Annotated in this window: 16 protein-coding genes; 10 read left to right on the top strand and 6 right to left on the bottom strand. The window is 46.0% G+C overall.

What is annotated here, in order from left to right; translation table 11 throughout:
- The first annotated feature begins 72 nt into the window (after positions 1-72).
- From QFZ77_RS00655 to QFZ77_RS00670, 4 genes are all read left to right on the top strand, one after another.
- Positions 73-351 carry a hypothetical protein gene (locus tag QFZ77_RS00655; RefSeq protein WP_307434626.1) on the top strand — a complete coding sequence of 93 codons (279 nt, stop codon included), beginning with the start codon at positions 73-75 and terminating at the stop codon, positions 349-351.
- 141 nt (positions 352-492) lie between these two features.
- Positions 493-2,643: a 5'-nucleotidase C-terminal domain-containing protein gene (locus QFZ77_RS00660; RefSeq protein ID WP_307434628.1), complete on the top strand. Its 2,151-nt coding sequence runs from the start codon at positions 493-495 to the stop codon at positions 2,641-2,643.
- Positions 2,644-2,778: 135 nt separating this feature from the next.
- Positions 2,779-3,108: a helix-turn-helix domain-containing protein gene (locus QFZ77_RS00665; RefSeq protein ID WP_307434631.1), complete on the top strand. Its 330-nt coding sequence runs from the start codon at positions 2,779-2,781 to the stop codon at positions 3,106-3,108.
- A complete protein-coding gene (locus tag QFZ77_RS00670) occupies positions 3,105-3,941 on the top strand; it encodes an IS3 family transposase (protein WP_307434634.1) in 837 nt (278 codons plus the stop codon). The genes QFZ77_RS00665 and QFZ77_RS00670 overlap by 4 nt, the downstream gene beginning before the upstream one ends.
- A gap of 56 nt (positions 3,942-3,997) precedes the next feature.
- Here the strand turns inward: QFZ77_RS00670 and QFZ77_RS00675 are convergent, their stop codons facing one another.
- Positions 3,998-6,691 (bottom strand): response regulator, encoded by a 2,694-nt coding sequence (locus tag QFZ77_RS00675; protein ID WP_307434637.1) that lies wholly within the window; start codon positions 6,689-6,691, stop codon positions 3,998-4,000.
- Positions 6,692-6,857: 166 nt separating this feature from the next.
- On the opposite strand from QFZ77_RS00675, the gene hisC reads away from it, so the two are divergent.
- A complete protein-coding gene (gene hisC, locus QFZ77_RS00680) occupies positions 6,858-7,973 on the top strand; it encodes a histidinol-phosphate transaminase (protein WP_307434640.1) in 1,116 nt (371 codons plus the stop codon).
- A 122-nt stretch (positions 7,974-8,095) separates the two neighbouring features.
- Positions 8,096-8,566 carry a large conductance mechanosensitive channel protein MscL gene (gene mscL / locus QFZ77_RS00685; protein ID WP_307434642.1) on the top strand — a complete coding sequence of 157 codons (471 nt, stop codon included), beginning with the start codon at positions 8,096-8,098 and terminating at the stop codon, positions 8,564-8,566.
- A 23-nt stretch (positions 8,567-8,589) separates the two neighbouring features.
- Here the strand turns inward: mscL and QFZ77_RS00690 are convergent, their stop codons facing one another.
- From QFZ77_RS00690 to QFZ77_RS00710, 5 genes are all read right to left on the bottom strand, one after another.
- A complete protein-coding gene (locus QFZ77_RS00690; RefSeq protein WP_307434645.1) occupies positions 8,590-9,351 on the bottom strand; it encodes a (S)-benzoin forming benzil reductase in 762 nt (253 codons plus the stop codon).
- Positions 9,352-10,185, bottom strand: coding sequence for a hypothetical protein (locus QFZ77_RS00695; RefSeq protein ID WP_307434648.1), 834 nt, complete (start codon positions 10,183-10,185; stop codon positions 9,352-9,354).
- Entirely contained in the window at positions 10,185-10,388 is a 204-nt protein-coding gene (locus QFZ77_RS00700) for a copper ion binding protein (RefSeq protein WP_307434651.1), read from the bottom strand. Before QFZ77_RS00700 ends, QFZ77_RS00695 begins: the two co-directional genes overlap by 1 nt.
- Before the next feature lie 138 nt (positions 10,389-10,526).
- Positions 10,527-11,573 carry an adenosine deaminase gene (add, locus tag QFZ77_RS00705; protein WP_307434654.1) on the bottom strand — a complete coding sequence of 349 codons (1,047 nt, stop codon included), beginning with the start codon at positions 11,571-11,573 and terminating at the stop codon, positions 10,527-10,529.
- A gap of 206 nt (positions 11,574-11,779) precedes the next feature.
- Positions 11,780-12,463, bottom strand: a complete 684-nt coding sequence (locus QFZ77_RS00710) for a DNA alkylation repair protein (protein ID WP_307434657.1) — start codon at positions 12,461-12,463, stop codon at positions 11,780-11,782.
- A gap of 123 nt (positions 12,464-12,586) precedes the next feature.
- Here QFZ77_RS00710 and QFZ77_RS00715 point away from each other — a divergent pair, with 123 nt between their 5' ends.
- The 4 genes from QFZ77_RS00715 (at position 12,587) to QFZ77_RS00730 (ending at position 16,531) form a co-directional block, all read left to right on the top strand.
- On the top strand, positions 12,587-13,384 hold the full coding sequence (locus QFZ77_RS00715; protein WP_307434660.1) for a Cof-type HAD-IIB family hydrolase: 798 nt from the start codon (positions 12,587-12,589) through the stop codon (positions 13,382-13,384).
- Positions 13,385-13,534: 150 nt separating this feature from the next.
- The gene (locus QFZ77_RS00720; RefSeq protein WP_307434664.1) at positions 13,535-15,154 is read left to right on the top strand and encodes a long-chain fatty acid--CoA ligase; all 1,620 of its coding nucleotides are present in this window, start codon (positions 13,535-13,537) and stop codon (positions 15,152-15,154) included.
- Between the two features lie 6 nt (positions 15,155-15,160).
- Complete coding sequence (locus QFZ77_RS00725; RefSeq protein ID WP_307434667.1) at positions 15,161-15,619, top strand: acyl-CoA thioesterase; 459 nt, start codon at positions 15,161-15,163, stop codon at positions 15,617-15,619.
- A 60-nt stretch (positions 15,620-15,679) separates the two neighbouring features.
- Complete coding sequence (locus tag QFZ77_RS00730; RefSeq protein WP_307434670.1) at positions 15,680-16,531, top strand: SDR family oxidoreductase; 852 nt, start codon at positions 15,680-15,682, stop codon at positions 16,529-16,531.
- The last annotated feature ends 60 nt before the right edge of the window (positions 16,532-16,591 follow it).

The following is a 16,591-nucleotide window of genomic DNA, read 5'->3' on the forward strand; positions in this document are numbered from 1 at the left end:
TTCATAGATTTCGCCTTAGATATAAAGTCAGTGTATACTAGAGTAAAGTAGATGAGGTGGGAGGGTGCAAATATGAGATTACTAAAGCTTCTTCAAATCTATGAAGTGGATGGGATTACACCCAAGCATCGATCGGAACGATTCGATTTTGATGAAATTCAAGGGCAAACATTTCGTGAAATGAACCCTACTGAGGTTGGGTGCCCAATGATCCTATCAGGCGTCCATCAATACATTCCTTTCAAAACAACTAGAGTTCAAGCAATTGATCGGGACGGATTGGATTTCAGGGTGCTGACACGCAATACCATCTATCATTTTGAAGTTTATACGGAACGCCAAGCCAAGTAACCTTTGGAAGGTTAATGGCTTTTTTTGTTCATTCATATAATAATAATTTCTTTACTTCTCAAAATCTACCATTTCCCCTTATACTAATAGATGGGTTTATTAACCGAGGTTCTATTAATTTGAAGGAGGAATTTTTAACACATGAAAAAAACATTGACCACCCGCCTTACAGCGCTCGCTCTTGTTACTGTTCTAACTAGCTCTTTCGCTAGCAGCCTAGCATTTGCCGAAACAGCAGCACCCACTTCTCCCGTTTCAATGAAATCAGATATGCGTCTTGCCATTGATAACGGCGCTATTGAGGGCTACGGAGATACCGATTACCGTGGTGCAAATGCTGCTACTCGCGCTGAAGTGGTAACAATGATTAACCGTGCTGCCAAGCTGAAAAGTGCAGATCTTGGTTCTGTCACGTTCACGGACCTTGCAAATTGGCAAAAACAAGCGGTTGCGAATGCCGTTGCAGCTAAGCTCATTAGCGGCTTTGCTGACGGTACGTTTCACCCGAATGCTGCCGTTACTCGTCAAGAGCTTGCTGAGTTGATCGTTAAAGTCGTAACTGGCGGCCAACTGCCAAAAGTGAACGAGAATGTGTTGAATTACTTCAAAGATTCCTCATCTATCGCTAAAGAATCCCGACCTTATGTCGCTTATGCCGTCATTAGCGGAATTTTCACACCTACCCTTGACGGAAACTTCAACCCTACTGCGGAAGTAACGCGTGATGAAGCAGCTAAGGCGCTTAAGCCTATTTTATTTAAAGTGGTTGATATTTTAACAACGAACGATATTCACGGTAAAATCGAAGTCGGCTTCGATAAAAAACGCAATCAAGGTCAAGGCGGTATCGAAACACTCGGCGGTATCGTGACCGATTTCCGTGCTGTAAATCCAGGCGGAACGGTCGTTGTTGATGGCGGAGACGCATGGCAAGGTACGCTGATTTCCAATACGACGAATGGTCAATCTGTGATGGACACGATGGCGCAAGTACAATATGATGCCGCGGCTATCGGAAACCACGAGTTCGACTTCGGTCGTGACGTTCTGATCGACAACATTAAGAAAGCTAAATTCCCTATTCTCGGGGCTAATATTATCGATGATAAAACGGGTAAACGCGTTGACTGGACGCAGCCCTATGTAATTGTTGAAAAAGATGGTCTGAAAATCGGTATCATCGGCTTCGCAACTCCACAAACTACAACGACAACGAAATCTACAAACATCGAAGGCCTTTCCTTTGTAAATCCAGTTCCTTTGGCTAAAGAGTTGTCTGCTGAGCTTCGCGCTAAAGGTGTTGACATCATTATGGTTACCTCCCACCTACCAGGTGAGCAAAACCAAAAGTCTGCTGAAATTATTAGTGAGCTTGCTGATCTCGCAAGAGGCACTGGGAATGGTACTCTTGATGCGATTGTTGGTGGTCACTCCCACATGCGTGTTGCCGGTATCGTAAATGGTATTCCTGTTGTTGAGGCTCAAAGCTGGCTATACGCGGTAGGGCACATTCAACTATTTGTAGACAAATCCACAAAGCAAGTCGTATCCTCGAATGCAAGCTTGCTTGAAACATATACGAACCTGACGACAGCTGACGCGAAAATTCACCAAACGGTTGAAGATTATAAAGCCAAAATTTCGGCGAAATCCGGAGAAGTTGAAGTCGTTGTTGCAGAACCGCTAAGTCGTAAATCTTTCCGCTTTGCTGTCAATGGCGGAGTTGATCGCGATGGCGCTTCCCAGTTAGGAAACAGCATCACAGATGCCATGCGTGCTTCTGAGAAATCCGACATTGCCTTCACTAATATTGGCGGCATTCGAGCAGATGTGGACAAAGGTGAGCTGACGTATGGCAAAATGTTTGAAGTGTTCCCTTTCGGCAATTACAATGTTATGGGTACGATGACTGCTGCGCAAATCAAAAAAGCACTCGAAGTAACGGACAAGTATACCAATCTTCCGGCTATTCAATTCTCAGGCTTGAAAGTAGAATGGGACAGCACGAAGCCACTCGGTGAGAAATATTCCAAGATCACCCTAGTAGATGGCACTCCTATCTACGTCGATGGCAAGTTGAATACAGATCGCACGTTCAAAGTAACAACCAATGATTTCATGGCTACTGGCAGTGGCGATGGCTTTACGGTATTTGGTGAAGTGAAGGATTGGAAAGATGGCGCCATCATGCTGGACGCTTGGGTGAATTATGCTAATTCCCTGAAAGCTGCTGGTAAAGAACTATCTGTGCAGGACGATGGTCGCGATGTGCGTTTGGATTTGAAGAAGTAAGCTATCATTAATTATTAATCCCATAAAATAAAAAGGCCTTTGACCGCATCCAAAAAGGATTGAAGTGCACCCTTTAGAATAGACATTGGAAAAACCCTAGGGTTAAACCGATGAAATTCTAGGGGGTGTTTTTTTATGGCTTTGAAAGGGCAAAAGTTTAAGCATTATCCTGAATCACTTAAGATGGAGGCAATTCGTCTTCACACGGTGGAGGGCTGGAGTCAGAGGTCCATTGCTATTCATTTGGGAGTTCAGGATAAAGATCGAATTAAGGTATGGGTGAGGAAGTATCGGGAAGTTGGAGACACCGCATTTAAGGATGGTCGGGGAGATCCAAAACGAACGGAGACCGAACAAGAGCGCGAACTCCGTAGGCTACAATTGGAGGTAGACGTGCTAAAAAAGTGGTTACAAATCTTGAATCAGGAGGTGCATACTGTAAGCACATCGTTGTCGACCAAATGAAGAACAGACAAAGCATAAAAGGATTATGCCAATACCTTGGCATCAGTCGTAGTGGATACTATAGCTATCTGAAAAGAAGCAACCATGATCCTGACGAAGATCTGAAACTGCAAATTACAGCCATATTCGAACGGCGTAACAAGACTGTCGGCTACCGACGCGTACAGGATGAGTTGTACCGCCAGCATGGCCTTGTGGTTAATCACAAGAAGGTATTGCGTTTAATGCAGGAGCTGGGCATTCAGGCTGTTATCCGCCGCAAATATGTTCACCGTACAAGTCAGCAAGCAGCCGTAGAGGATGGCCGAATCGCAGAGAATCTGTTACAACGGAATTTCAATGCAGACGCCCCCAATCTAAAATGGGTAACCGACGTAACCCAGTATCGGGTATTGGATGAAAGAATCTATCTGTCAGCCGTTAAGGATCTCTGGAATAACGAAATCATTGCCTACCATATAAGTAGGAACAACGACAATCCACTTGTTCTAGAGACCTTTAAGAAGGCATTCAAAAAACATAAAGACGTGACTGGATTGATCATTCACAGTGATCAAGGAAGCCAGTACACGTCTCATGCTTATCACGACATGCTGCCACAGGTTGGAGCCCAAATCAGCATGTCACGCCGAGGAAATTGTTATGACAACGCCTCGATAGAAAGCTTCTTCTCTCATCTTAAAGTCGAAGCACTCTATCCCTATGATATACGATCTATTGATGAGGCACAAAGGCGAATCGAGGAATTTATCCAATTTTACAATGAAGATCGTGCTCAACGAAAACTAAACAAGCTGACACCGGTTGAATACCGGCGCCAGCTTGTTGCATAGGGCTTTTTCCAATGTCCACTAAACGGGGTCTTGACCAGATAGGGTCAAAGGTCTTTCTATTTGGTCAGCCATACACGCAACAGGGATAGCAATTGGCTTAAATTAAGCGGTTTGCTAATATAATCGGAAGCTCCTGCTTGCAAGCAAATATCCCTGTCCTGTTTCATAGCCTTGGCTGTCAATGCAATAATCGGTACTTTCTCAAATCGGGTATCTTTCCTAATCATTCGCATGGCTTCGTAGCCATCCATAACGGGCATCATGATATCCATAAGTATGAGATCGATGTCCTGATCTTTCTTCATGATCTCCAAACATTCTTGTCCGTTATGAGCAACACTAACTAGTATGCCTTCTCTCTCAAAAGCATTGCTTAGAGCAAACACATTCCGAACGTCATCGTCGACGACAAGTATTTTTCTTCCACTAAAATTGTTCCTCTCTGCTGGGTCCGCGGCTTTCTTATAGGCATCCCTAAGCAGAAAGTCACTTATCATTGGGGAAGACGCAGCGGCAGCTTCTTTCTGCATGGATTCAGTTTCGTTAAAGACATGCTCCAATGAAGGAACATAAAGCGTGAAGGTACTACCTACTCCCTCTTCGCTTTGCATAATAACCCTACCACCGAGAAGTCGGGCTAATTCACGGCTTATCGATAAACCAAGGCCTGTCCCTCCATATTTACGATTCGTTGTTCCATCCGCCTGGCGAAACGGCTCAAAGATCAATTGCTGTTTCTCAGGAGATATCCCAATCCCTGTATCTTTTACGGATATGACCAGAACTTGTCTTTGTTTAGCCAATGGCAGAAATTCTCTAATCTGCTCCTCGCTACACATACTCAAATTCACCAGAACAGAGCCCTTATGTGTAAATTTAAAGGCATTCGAGAGTAAATTTTTAATAATTTGGCTTAAACGTTGTTCATCCGTATAGAAAATGTCTGGAACCTGTGAATCACGCATGATGCTGAAAGTGAGATTTTGCTGTTCGGCCACCTTTGCAAATTGACTTCGCAATATATCTGGAAGCTCTGATACATTCATTTCACCGACATGAATATCTAATTTACCAGCTTCGACTTTGGATAGATCAAGAATATCGTTAATCAGATGCAGAAGATCATTTCCTGAAGAATGAATAACACGGGCGTACTCTTGCTCTTCTTTCGTCAACGAACCCTGTTTATTTTCTTGCAGCATTTGGGAAAGGATCAACACACTGTTTAATGGGGTACGAAGTTCGTGTGACATATTCGCCAAAAATTCCGATTTATATCGAGAACTTTGCTGCAGCTGAATCGCATGTTCTTCAAAAGATGCCTTAATATTCTCTAGTTCCCGTGACCTTTCTTCGGCATAACGATTCTGTTCCTCCAACTGCTCATTCGTCATGTGCAGTTCTTCTTGTTGTGTTTGAAGTTCTTCCGTCATGATCTGATATTCTTTTAAAAGCCGCTCAACTTCAACACGCGTTTGCACACTATGTACAATTGTACCTAACACTTCGAGAATATCTTCCAGCAGCTCAAGCTGCAGCGGAGTAAATTTATCAAAGGAGGCCAGCTCCATCACAGCAATAACTTCATTGTTATGTAAAATGGGTACGATCAGAACACTTTGAGCCTTCGCCGCTCCGAGTCCAGACGATAGGATAATGTAACTATCTGGTACATTTGTTAGGTGAAACATTCGCTTCTCGATCGCACATTGACCGACTAGTCCTTCACCCAATTGGAATCGATGAACCCCAATGCCATCACTTTCCCCCATGACCGCATAAGAAGCCAACCTAATCATAGAATCCTTACCTTCATAGGAAGAACGAAGATAAAGCAGACCGTAAGAAGCATCAAACAGTTCAGCCGCTTTACTAATAAAGGTTTTCCCGAGTGTCTCCAGGTCCGAAATCCCTTGAAGCATATGAACGACTTCCGTTAATTTTCGCTGCTGCCACTCCATCTCTTCTTGATTCTCAAGCAGAACATTCGTTGCTTCCGCAAGATCTTTCACCTCATCATTCATGGTAACGTGTATACGTTTAGAACGATCTCTCTTCGATGAACTTAAATGCATAATACTTCGTGTTACTTGTTTAATCGTCCCTACGATAGATCGGGAAATTAATAATGCAGCTGCTATTGAAAATATAACAACAAGCGTTAACATGACGAATAAAGACTTGGTAAGCATCTGATTCTGTGCATCTAAGTGAGCCGCTCTTCTCTTGGTAAGTCCCATTTCAACGCTGCGAAAGCGATCCAACTGTGAGCGTATATCATCAATAATCTGCTTCCCAAGTAAAAAATTATAATCAAAATACGTTTCGTTATTAATACTATTTCTCATCGAAGATAGGGAGTTCCCTCCGCTCTGCTGAAGCCATCGCTCGATTGATGCCTTAATGGAAGAAAGATTTTGCTCCTGTATGTTATTATCTCGAGTTAGTTGACTGAGACGACTGTAGGATTCCCTCCATTTCGACTCGCCAAGTTTGTAAGGTTCTAAATAGCTGAGCACACCCGTAAGCAAATAGCCCCGCTGCCCGCTTTCCATATCCATCACATATTTTTCGATACGATTCGTTTCATTATGGACGGCAAAATCATGCTCGATGATATAATTTCTATCTTCCTGCATGGAGATCACTTGATAATTAACTAATACAAATGAAATGGTTAAACAGACAATGATGAACATATACCCAATCATAATCTTGGAACGGATACCAAATCTACTTTTCCTCATCATGCTGCCGTCCTTTCCTTAGTAGAATTCACCTCATTAAATATATTATACTATGTTCCCTAAAAAATGGGATATGGTGATTATATATCCTTTACTACTTTACCGAGTTAATGTATTATTATAGTAACGCATTAAATTAAACTAATTTAATTAAGTAGGAGTGATTATTATGAGTCCAACAATTAAACACATCCGCCCTCGCAGTGTCCTTTCACGCATGAAGCCGTACTCTCCTGGGAAACCCATTTGGGAAGTTCAAAGAGAATTAGGTATCGAAAAGGTCACTAAGCTTGCTTCTAACGAGAATCCAATAGGCCCTTCACCACTGGCATTAGCAGCCATTCAAGCTTATCTGACCGATATCCATCGCTACCCAGACGCCGACACGGTTGATCTTAGGGGGGCAATTGCAGAGAAATTACAGTTTTCTTCGGATGAAGTCCTCGTAACCAATGGGGCCGATGAACTCATTACGCTTATTTCAGAGACATTTTTGGAACCAGGGGATGAGATTATTGTTCCTTCTCCAACTTTTAGCGAATATGAATTCGGGGCTAATTTAATGGGCGCAAGTATCGTGCAAGTACCGCTTCGCGAAGATTACCGTTATGATGTTGACGATATACTCACTGCTGTAACTGAACAAACCAAGCTGCTTTACATTTGCTCACCTAACAATCCAACAGGCACTTATATGAAGAAACAGGATTTACATCGGCTTATGGAGGAGCTCCCTTCCTATGTTCTTGTTATTTTTGACGGGGCCTATAGTCACTTTGTAACGGCGGATGATTATAGTGATGGGTTGGAGCTTGTGCGTATGGGCTACCCCATCGTCGTAACACAAACCTTCTCCAAAATATACGGATTGGCTGGTATTCGTGTTGGGTATGGCATCGCGTCACCAAGTATTTTGCATAGTATCCGTCAGGTCAAAGAACCATTCAATGTGAATGCATTAGCACAAGTTGGCGCTACTGCGGCGATTAATGATGATCAGCATCTTGATGCGACACGGGAGATGAATGCTCGCGGGAGAGAGCAGTTATATGAAAGTTTGCAGGGAATGGGATTGAAATTCACACGCAGTATGAGTAATTTCCTATTGGTTGAGCTTGGACCGGACGCTAAAAACATCTATGAAAAGCTGATGAATAAAGGAATTATTATTCGTTATGGCGGAGCTTGGAACCTCCCTGATCATGTGCGGATTTCAGTTGGGACGTCTGAAGATCATACGGTACTAATCGAGGCGCTTCGCGAAATATTCATTCATCAAGCCTGATTTCATCTCCACAACTCAAAAACGCCTTGAACAGATAAACCGAAACTTACCGCCAATTGTTTGTGTGCAATCAAATATGCTACAATACTAACAATTATTGTCTCATGGGGGTAAACGAAGCGATGCTGAAGGAATTTAAAGATTTTGCTTTCAAAGGGAACATGGTTGACTTGGCTGTTGGGGTTATTATCGGGGGCGCTTTCGGTAAGGTTATTACTTCGATTGTGAATGACATTATCATGCCACCAATTGGGTTATTACTGGGCAGAGTTAACTTCAATGAGTTGTTTATTTCTTTGAATGGCAAACACTATAACACCATTGCAGAAGCTGCTGCAGACAATGGCGCCCCCGTTCTTAAGTATGGGCAATTTATTTCTACTTTTTTAGATTTTTTAATTGTTGCACTTGTTATTTTCCTCGTTATCAAACAGCTTAGCAAGTTCCGCAAGAAAGAAGAGCCGAAAGAAAAAGTGGTATCATCCAAATCTTGCCCGCACTGCTTGTCCGAAATTCCCGTACAAGCTACACGCTGTAAGTTCTGTACTTCAGAGCTGTCATCAGGTACTTCTGTGTCAGGAAGTATTCAATAGGTATTGTAAAAGCCCGAATCGAACTATATCGATTCGGGCTTTTTGGTGCGCAGATCGGCGATCTCGCCTTGCGCGAAAGCGTTTGTATTCAGTAGGTCGAGCAGCTGCTGCGCAGTAGCTTCGGGCGATTGCAGCTCGCCCTGCTCTTTGAGCTGGACGAACCTGCTCACCTGCGGGAAGTCCACTTCTTCAGCAGCGCGGATCTCCCGCTGCATATCCGTGTCAACCACACCCGGCGCGATGGAGTAGATCTCCACCGGGTGCGGTTGGTTCATCTGCTCGACGCCCACGCAGCGCGTCAGCATATCGAGCCCGGCTTTGGCGGTGCAGTAAGCACCCCAGCCGGGGTAGGGCTTCTTCCCCGCGCCCGAGGAGATGATGGCGACCCGCTTCTTAGTCGGCCACGCCTGCGTGAGCCGAATGAAGCTGTTCGTCAGCAGCGCGGGCGCGATGAGATTGACCTGCAGGCTGCGCTGCAGGTCGTCATGGTCTGCTCGGCCGATCGACGTCATCGGCTCGAGCATGCCAGCATTATTGATGAGCGTGATGGAATCCGCTTCATCCACCGTACTGAGGATTCGCTCCATGAGCGAATCCAGGCCTTGCGTGTCCGCCAAGTCGTAAGCGTGGAAGGTAAGTGTACCTTCCGCGCGCAGCGCCTCTTGGCGCAAAGCCTCACTATCGCTGCGGGAAATGCAGTGAATCGCAGCTCCCTGCTGTAGAAGCTGCTGGATGATCGCAGCGCCAAGTCCTTTTGAACCGCCTGTAATAATATACGTTTCCATTTACGGCACCTTTACGACAAACGGAACTGTTATTACTTGACCATCCCGTTGAAATTCGCCCCATATTTTATAGATACCACTCTTCGGAAATGATGTCTTGAATTTGGCTTCTGGCCCTGATGATTTCTCATCTACAGGATGTACATGCAGATACAGGTCCGCCTTCTCATCAAGAATAACGACATGCCCTACTGCACCTAAATAAGGCTGCAAATTGGTTATTGGCGCTTTTGTAGCAGCATCCTTGAAAGTATAAGTCAAATTCAGGTCCATTCCCGCCATGAGATGATCAGCCGCCAGTGATATCTCGATACCATTCACCGCTGCGGTAAGCTTGCTATCGGGCTGAAGGGCTATGGCAGGCGCAGCCTCTCCACCTGCTTTAACGACGTGACTTTTGACTATTTGTGCTTGCCCGCTAGGTTTAAAATCAGCGAAAAGCTTATAGTTACCGCCTGCAGGAAGCGCTGTACGAATCGTGAACAGTCCCTTACCTTGATAGGTCGGGTGTATGTGCTTGTAATAGGAAAGATCTTGGCTAACAAGAATCAGATGCATCTTTTTCTCATGATTTAAGTCAAAATCATCCACTGATTTCCCATCTTTATCAAGGATCTGTATCGTCATCTCAGTCTCTTGGTTGGCTTGAATGGGGTCAGTCGAAAGCTTAAATACTGCCTGAATACCTTCTTTATCCGTCGATTCACCACTGTCATGGCCAAAATGTTCTTGCTCTTTATTTTCTGAATGAGCGGAGTGCTCCGTAGTTGTCGCTTTACCACAAGCACTCAATAAGAGAGCCGCTGTGAGGAGAATTACACCTATTTTCTTCATTATTGCACCACGTTGTAGCCTTGCTCTTCGATCGCATCTTTGATCGCTTCCACGCTAAGCTTACTTTCATCAAACTGTACTTCGACTTCTTTATTAGCCAGATTCACTTTGCCTTCTGCACCCAGCTCCTTCACCGCTTTCTCAACCGAATTCACACAGTGATTGCAGGACATTCCTTCAACTTTCAAAATAATAGTAGACATTTTCAACACTCCTTATAGGTGTAGTTATTTCATTAGGGTTATTTTTAAAGTATACCCCCCCACCCTATATTGTCAAGTCTCATTAAACAAAAAAGAACCCGCTGCCTGATCGCAACGAATTCTTCTCTCATTAGGCTATTAGTTGAGCACGCCCAAACTACTCATTTCCTCTTCCATCTCTCGTCTTAACGACAGCTTATCATGTTCTTCCATAAACGCGGCATCTACGCCATTCATGATCAGCTTAACCAGCTCCGGTGTCGTAAAGCCAAAGCGGTCCGCGAGCACCCGATATTCATTGGTAATGTTCGTACCCGATACGCTGGGGTTATCCGTATTAATCGTTACGACCAGCCCTTGCTCCAAATATTCGCGAATCGGGTAGGCTTCCCAACCAGAAACGGCCTTCGTTTGGATGTTGCTGATCGGACACATTTCGAGCGGGATGCGGCGATCCTTGACCATTTCCAATATGGACCTGTTCTCCTTCAATCTAACACCGTGCCCAATACGAACTGCGCCGAGATTCGTGATGGCTTCAAACACGTTCTTCGCTCCCGCTGCTTCTCCAGCATGGATGGTGACAGGAATACCAAGTCTTCCTGACTCTGCAAAAACCTCCCGGAAACATTCCGGCGGATACGACGCCTCATCACCGGCTAAGTCGACAGCGACTAAGCCTTTCCCTACATACTTAGCAGCCGCTTCGATCACTTCTAGGTTGCTTTCGCAAGAATGATTTCTCATGCAGATCGCAATGACACCGACTCTAACACCGAAATCCCGCTGCCCCCGCTTCATTCCCTCTAACACATGATGAATCGTTTCCTCAACCGTCAAACCGTTGTTCCTATGCAGCTGCGGTGCGAAACGAACTTCCACATATCTACAGTTATGCTCAGCAGACTGTTCGACGACCTCATAGGCGACCCGTTCCAAGGCTTCAGCAGATTGTAAAAACCGTGTAGTAAAGTCAAATTTGCTTAGATATTCAATGAGACTTCCGCACTCCTCACCTACTCGCATATGTGGAATGAGTCCATCTTTATCATACACGGGAAGTTCAATACCTTGCCTACGAGCGAGATCCAGAATCGTCTCTGGCTTCACACTGCCATCCAAGTGCAAGTGAAGATCAACCTTGGGTAATCTCGCTAATAGATCGTTAGCCCACATGTTATTCATCTTCCATCTCTCCTTTTTCTTTCAATTTCGTAACGCGCTTTTAAAGAATTTTAATAACTTTACTCGAATGTCATGATTATGTCAATATACATGACGAAAATTTCGTTTTGTTAATATATGCGTAAGGTATGATGACATTGTGTGAAAATCTGGAAATAAAAAAAGATCCACTCCAGGGTCATTCATCCCCGCTGTGGATCTTCTATTCATTTCTCCTTACGATGAATCACTTTCAATGCTTCCCGTACGCTTAGCGGCGAAAGCTCCGTACTTGCAACGAAAGACTGTACCGCTGCGGCGTCTGTCTTCGAATACTCACGAAGCGCCCAGCCTATTGCTTTGCGGATGAAGAATTCCTTCGAATCGGCCATGCGCCTGATACAGCTAAACAGAAGCGGCACATCCGTCCGTTGTTTATATTTTAGTTGGAACAATATCGCCGTTCTTTGCAGCCACATATGATCCGAAGCTAACCACTTATCCACATAGGATGGAATCAACTCAGGAAACCTCTGCAAGTGAAAGCCGATTAAGTGATCAGCGATCATATCAACGGTGTCCCACCACGATTTTGTCACGACGAAATGCTCCAAGACATCGATATGCTCCCGTTCTGCATCTTTTTGCAGCCCAGTAAGGACCAATAATGCCGTGTAGGCAAACTCGCGCTCCGGCAACTCCCAGAGCTCTTTGGCAACTCTGACCCCGTCCTCACCTTTAGGGAAGCCATGTTCCTTCGTGAATTGCTTAGTCAATGCTACTCGTGCTGGATTTCGGATCCCGAGAAATGGGAAATGATTCTTCATGTAGGCTTCCATACTTGGCGCATTTGCCGTGTCGCGGTGTGCTCTTAGCCAAGCCTCCAGCTTGTCCGTATAAGGGGATGCCATCGGTCTCGTGCCTCCTTTTTAACCTATCAGCTATATGCTTTATTGTAGCAATTCCAAAGTAATTCGGGTATGCTTATAGCAGAATTTTTAATATAGACTACTTATCGGATCGGAGAGAACTACATGACTTACAAACTAGTTGCCGCTGACTTAGATGATACGCTGCTGCGTGATGATCTAACCATCTCACAAGAGACTATTGATGCTATGCACCAGGCTGTTGCCAAAGGCGTAACCGTAACGATTGCAACGGGAAGAAGCTTCCCATCAGCTGCCAAAATCGCCAACCAGATCGGACTCAATGTTCCGATTATCACGTATCAAGGCGCATTAATCAAAAATCTACTTGATGAGGAAATCCTCTACGAGCGTACAGTACCTGTTGAAAGCGCCCGCCTCCTGCTCGATTTCTGCGAAAAGCGCAATCTTCATCTACAGCTTTACCATGGGGATCAGCTTTATGCAGGTGAAGATAACGAAAAGATTAAAGCCTACGTACGTCTTTCTAAGACGCCTTATATCATTGGTGATCTGCGCCAATGGATTGACATCCCGCAGCCTAAGATGCTTATCGTCGATACGCCGGAAGTTTGCGACCAGCTGCGCGAAGAGCTGCTGCCTCTGCTGGGAGACAAGCTGCACATTACGAAGTCCAAACCACACTACTTGGAATTCATGCATAAGGAAGGTACCAAAGGACATGCGATCACTTTCCTTGCTGAGCATATCGGCTGCTCCTTAGATGACGTTATTGCTCTGGGCGATGCTTGGAATGATCGTGAAATGCTGGAAGTCGCTGGACTTGGCGTTGCCATGGACAATGCGCTGCCGCAGCTCAAGGAGCTGGCGAACTACGTGACGAAGAGCAATAACGACGACGGCGTTAGACATGTTATTGAAAAGTTTATTTTGAATACGTAAGAATACGCGAGAGTTAAACCGATTCCATCTGCATGGTTCACATGCGCCGGAGTCGGTTTTTTATTTACAATCGCTTGTTTTTCGGACATATCCTGTCCCTCCGGCTTATATATTACAATAGAATCAGACAATCCCCGGAGGTGTTTCCACATGGAAAATTTCCCATTAACGCTGCGCTCTCTCTTTGAACGTTCACAAACCTTGTTCCCCAAAAAAGAGGTTGTTTCACGTACAAGCACCGACATCCGTCGGTATACGTACGCCGATTTCGGGAGACGTGCGAAGCAGTTATCCAGCTCCCTGCAAGCACTTGGCGTGAAGCCAGGAGATCGGGTTGCGACTTTTGCCTGGAATCACCACTGGCATCTAGAGGCTTATTTCGCCATCCCCTGCATGGAGGCTGTGCTGCACACGGTCAACATCCGCCTCCCCGCTGAGCATATTGCGTATATTCTTAATCATGCGGAAGACCGTTTTCTCTTCGTCGATGAGACCTTACTCCCTATCATAGAGAAAATCCAGGATCAACTTACGACGATAGAAGGCTATATTTTGATGACGGATAAAAAGGAATTGCCGCCTACTTCTTTACATCCAATCTATTTATATGAGAACATGATAGAGGGCGGCGACCCTCAGTATACATACGCTGCGGACATAAATGAAAGCGCTCCCGCAGGCCTCTGTTATACATCTGCGACAACCGGCAATCCCAAGGGCGTGGTGTATTCTCATCGCGGGATCTACCTGCATTCCCTCTCCATTGGTCTGGCGGATACACTAGGACTCTCTGAACGCGACACCGTTCTGCCTATTGTGCCGATGTTTCACGTTAATGCTTGGGGACTTCCATTCGCGTCTGTCTGGTTCGGCAGCAAGCAAGTGCTTCCGGGACCTTCGCCGACACCTGACATCCTGCTTCGTTTGATCGCAGACGAGAAAGTGACGATTGCTGCTGGTGTTCCTACGGTATGGACGGCCGCACTTAAGGTGCAGGAATCACTGCAAGTGGATTTATCATCCCTTCGCGCAGTGGTCTGTGGAGGATCTGCTGCCCCGCGCAGTCTGATTGAAAGCTACGAGCAGCGGCTCAAGGTTCCATTCTATCATGCTTATGGGATGACAGAGACCTGTCCTCTCGTTACCGTTGCCCGCCTCAAAAGCTACCAGGAAGAGACCTCTTACGATGAACAATACGATGCGAGGGCTACTCAGGGCTTGCTTGTGCCTGGGCTTGATATGAAAATCGTTGGACCTCGGGGTGAGGTAGCTTGGGATGGTAAGGAAATGGGCGAAATCCTACTGCGCGGGCCATGGGTAGCTACGGAATACTACAAAGATGCCCGAACACAGGAATCGTTCCAGGACGGGTGGTTCTATAGCGGAGATATCGCGGTTATTGACAGTGAAGGATTTGTGAAGCTGGTGGACAGGGCCAAGGATTTGGTCAAAAGCGGCGGGGAATGGATCTCGTCTCTCGACTTAGAAAATGCATTAATGGCACATCCGAATGTGTTCGAGGCTTGTGTCATCGGTGTGCCGCATCCCAAATGGGATGAACGGCCTCTTGCTTTCGTCGTCCTGAAAGACGCTGCGTTACAAACGGATGACAATAAAGAAGATTTACTCACCTTTTTGGCAAACAAATTCACAAAGTGGTGGATTCCGGACGATGTTGTGTTCCTCAACGAAATACCTAAATCGTCGGTCGGTAAATTTATGAAACGCGAGCTTCGCGAGCAGTATCAAACCTATTTCACAGGAGACTAGATAGCAATGAACAATTTTGAATTAGAGGGCTTCCGCTTTTATACACCAACGAAAGTTCGTTTCTGTGAAACCGATGCGAACGGACACCTGAGTCACCTTTCTTCCGTCATTTACATGGAGCAAGCCCGCTGTGAGTATATGAACGGTTTGGGTTTATTTTTTGCAAATTCGGATGGTAATCTGGCTGATAAAACCTTCTTTCTCGTCAGCCAAAGCGTCGAGTACAAGTCTCAAGCGCATTTTAACGATAACCTCGATATTTATATGAAAGTGAGCCGGATCGGCACTTCATCGATTGAAACTCAGTATGCCATTGTTAAGCGGGAGAATAAACAGCTTGTGAGCTTCGCTACCAGCACTGGCGTTTATGTCGATGTTCATACACAAAAAGGCACCCCGCTTCCAGAAGATTTAGCAAGCCGGATCGAGCAATTCGAAGCTTCGTTCCTAGGGCAGCAGCAATAGAACAGCATTCACAGCATTAATTATTAGCAGCGTAAATTGATGATGGAGGGCGCGATTGGTATGTTCGATTCAACCTTGCTGAAGGATAAAGTCATTCTTATTACAGGTGGCGGTACCGGTCTGGGCCGTGCTATGGGCGAGAAATTTCTGACGTTAGGCGCAAAACTAGCGATTATCAGCCGACGCGAGGAAGTGTTAGCTAAAGCAGCAGCCGAAATGGGCAGTGAAGGCAAAGAAGTATTCTACAAAAGCTGTGACGTGCGTGACCCGCTTCAAGTTGCCGAGATGGTGGCCGCTGTGGATCAGCACTATGGCCGTATTGATGTACTGATTAATAACGCAGCCGGCAACTTCGCCAGCCCGACAGAAAATTTATCTCCGCGCGCAGTGGATGCGGTGCTGGATATCGTCCTTCACGGAACGTTCTACACCACGTTAGAAGTGGGCAAAAGATGGATCGAGCAGGGCGTCGGCGGTACGATGCTGAACATCGTCACCTCTTACGCCTCCACCGGCTCGGCCTTCGTTGTACCGTCGGCTGCGGCCAAGGCCGGCGTGCTTGCGCTGACGCGGTCGCTTGCCGTCGAGTGGGCGCGGCACGGCATCCGGCAAGTCGCCATCGCGCCGGGGCTCTTCCCGACCGACGGCGCGTGGAGCCGACTGGCTCCGACCCCCGAGCTGTCGGAGAAGCTCTTGAACCGCGTGCCGCTGCGGCGGGTCGGTGAGAAGGATGAGCTCGCGAACCTCGCGGCTTATCTGATTTCGGACTACGCCGCCTATATTAACGGCGAAGTGGTCACGATCGACGGCGGCGAATGGCTGCAGGGCGCCGGGCAGTTCAACGATCTGCTCGAGGTGACCGAGGAGCAGTGGGTTGGGCTTGCGGAGATGACGCGCAAGGGCAAGTCATGAGTGGTATGTAGGATCATTTGCTTACTCATTTGCGTAATGTTGTATTTCGTACAACATTAC

The sequence above is a fragment of the Paenibacillus sp. V4I3 genome (genome assembly GCF_030817215.1).
Taxonomy (GTDB): Bacteria; Bacillota; Bacilli; order Paenibacillales; family NBRC-103111; genus Paenibacillus_E.

Excerpts from the sequence above, each read along its gene's own strand:
- QFZ77_RS00710 (WP_307434657.1), bottom strand. The coding sequence starts at position 12,463 with ATGGCATCCCCTTATACGGACAAGCTGGAGGCTTGGCTAAGAGCACAC.
- QFZ77_RS00725 (WP_307434667.1), top strand. The coding sequence starts at position 15,161 with ATGAACAATTTTGAATTAGAGGGCTTCCGCTTTTATACACCAACGAAA.
- QFZ77_RS00720 (WP_307434664.1), top strand. The coding sequence starts at position 13,535 with ATGGAAAATTTCCCATTAACGCTGCGCTCTCTCTTTGAACGTTCACAA.
- hisC (WP_307434640.1), top strand. The coding sequence starts at position 6,858 with ATGAGTCCAACAATTAAACACATCCGCCCTCGCAGTGTCCTTTCACGC.
- QFZ77_RS00660 (WP_307434628.1), top strand. The coding sequence starts at position 493 with ATGAAAAAAACATTGACCACCCGCCTTACAGCGCTCGCTCTTGTTACT.
- QFZ77_RS00715 (WP_307434660.1), top strand. The coding sequence starts at position 12,587 with ATGACTTACAAACTAGTTGCCGCTGACTTAGATGATACGCTGCTGCGT.
- QFZ77_RS00695 (WP_307434648.1), bottom strand. The coding sequence starts at position 10,185 with ATGAAGAAAATAGGTGTAATTCTCCTCACAGCGGCTCTCTTATTGAGT.
- mscL (WP_307434642.1), top strand. The coding sequence starts at position 8,096 with ATGCTGAAGGAATTTAAAGATTTTGCTTTCAAAGGGAACATGGTTGAC.
- QFZ77_RS00670 (WP_307434634.1), top strand. The coding sequence starts at position 3,105 with ATGAAGAACAGACAAAGCATAAAAGGATTATGCCAATACCTTGGCATC.
- add (WP_307434654.1), bottom strand. The coding sequence starts at position 11,573 with ATGAATAACATGTGGGCTAACGATCTATTAGCGAGATTACCCAAGGTT.
- QFZ77_RS00655 (WP_307434626.1), top strand. The coding sequence starts at position 73 with ATGAGATTACTAAAGCTTCTTCAAATCTATGAAGTGGATGGGATTACA.
- QFZ77_RS00700 (WP_307434651.1), bottom strand. The coding sequence starts at position 10,388 with ATGTCTACTATTATTTTGAAAGTTGAAGGAATGTCCTGCAATCACTGT.
- QFZ77_RS00690 (WP_307434645.1), bottom strand. The coding sequence starts at position 9,351 with ATGGAAACGTATATTATTACAGGCGGTTCAAAAGGACTTGGCGCTGCG.
- QFZ77_RS00675 (WP_307434637.1), bottom strand. The coding sequence starts at position 6,691 with ATGATGAGGAAAAGTAGATTTGGTATCCGTTCCAAGATTATGATTGGG.
- QFZ77_RS00730 (WP_307434670.1), top strand. The coding sequence starts at position 15,680 with ATGTTCGATTCAACCTTGCTGAAGGATAAAGTCATTCTTATTACAGGT.
- QFZ77_RS00665 (WP_307434631.1), top strand. The coding sequence starts at position 2,779 with ATGGCTTTGAAAGGGCAAAAGTTTAAGCATTATCCTGAATCACTTAAG.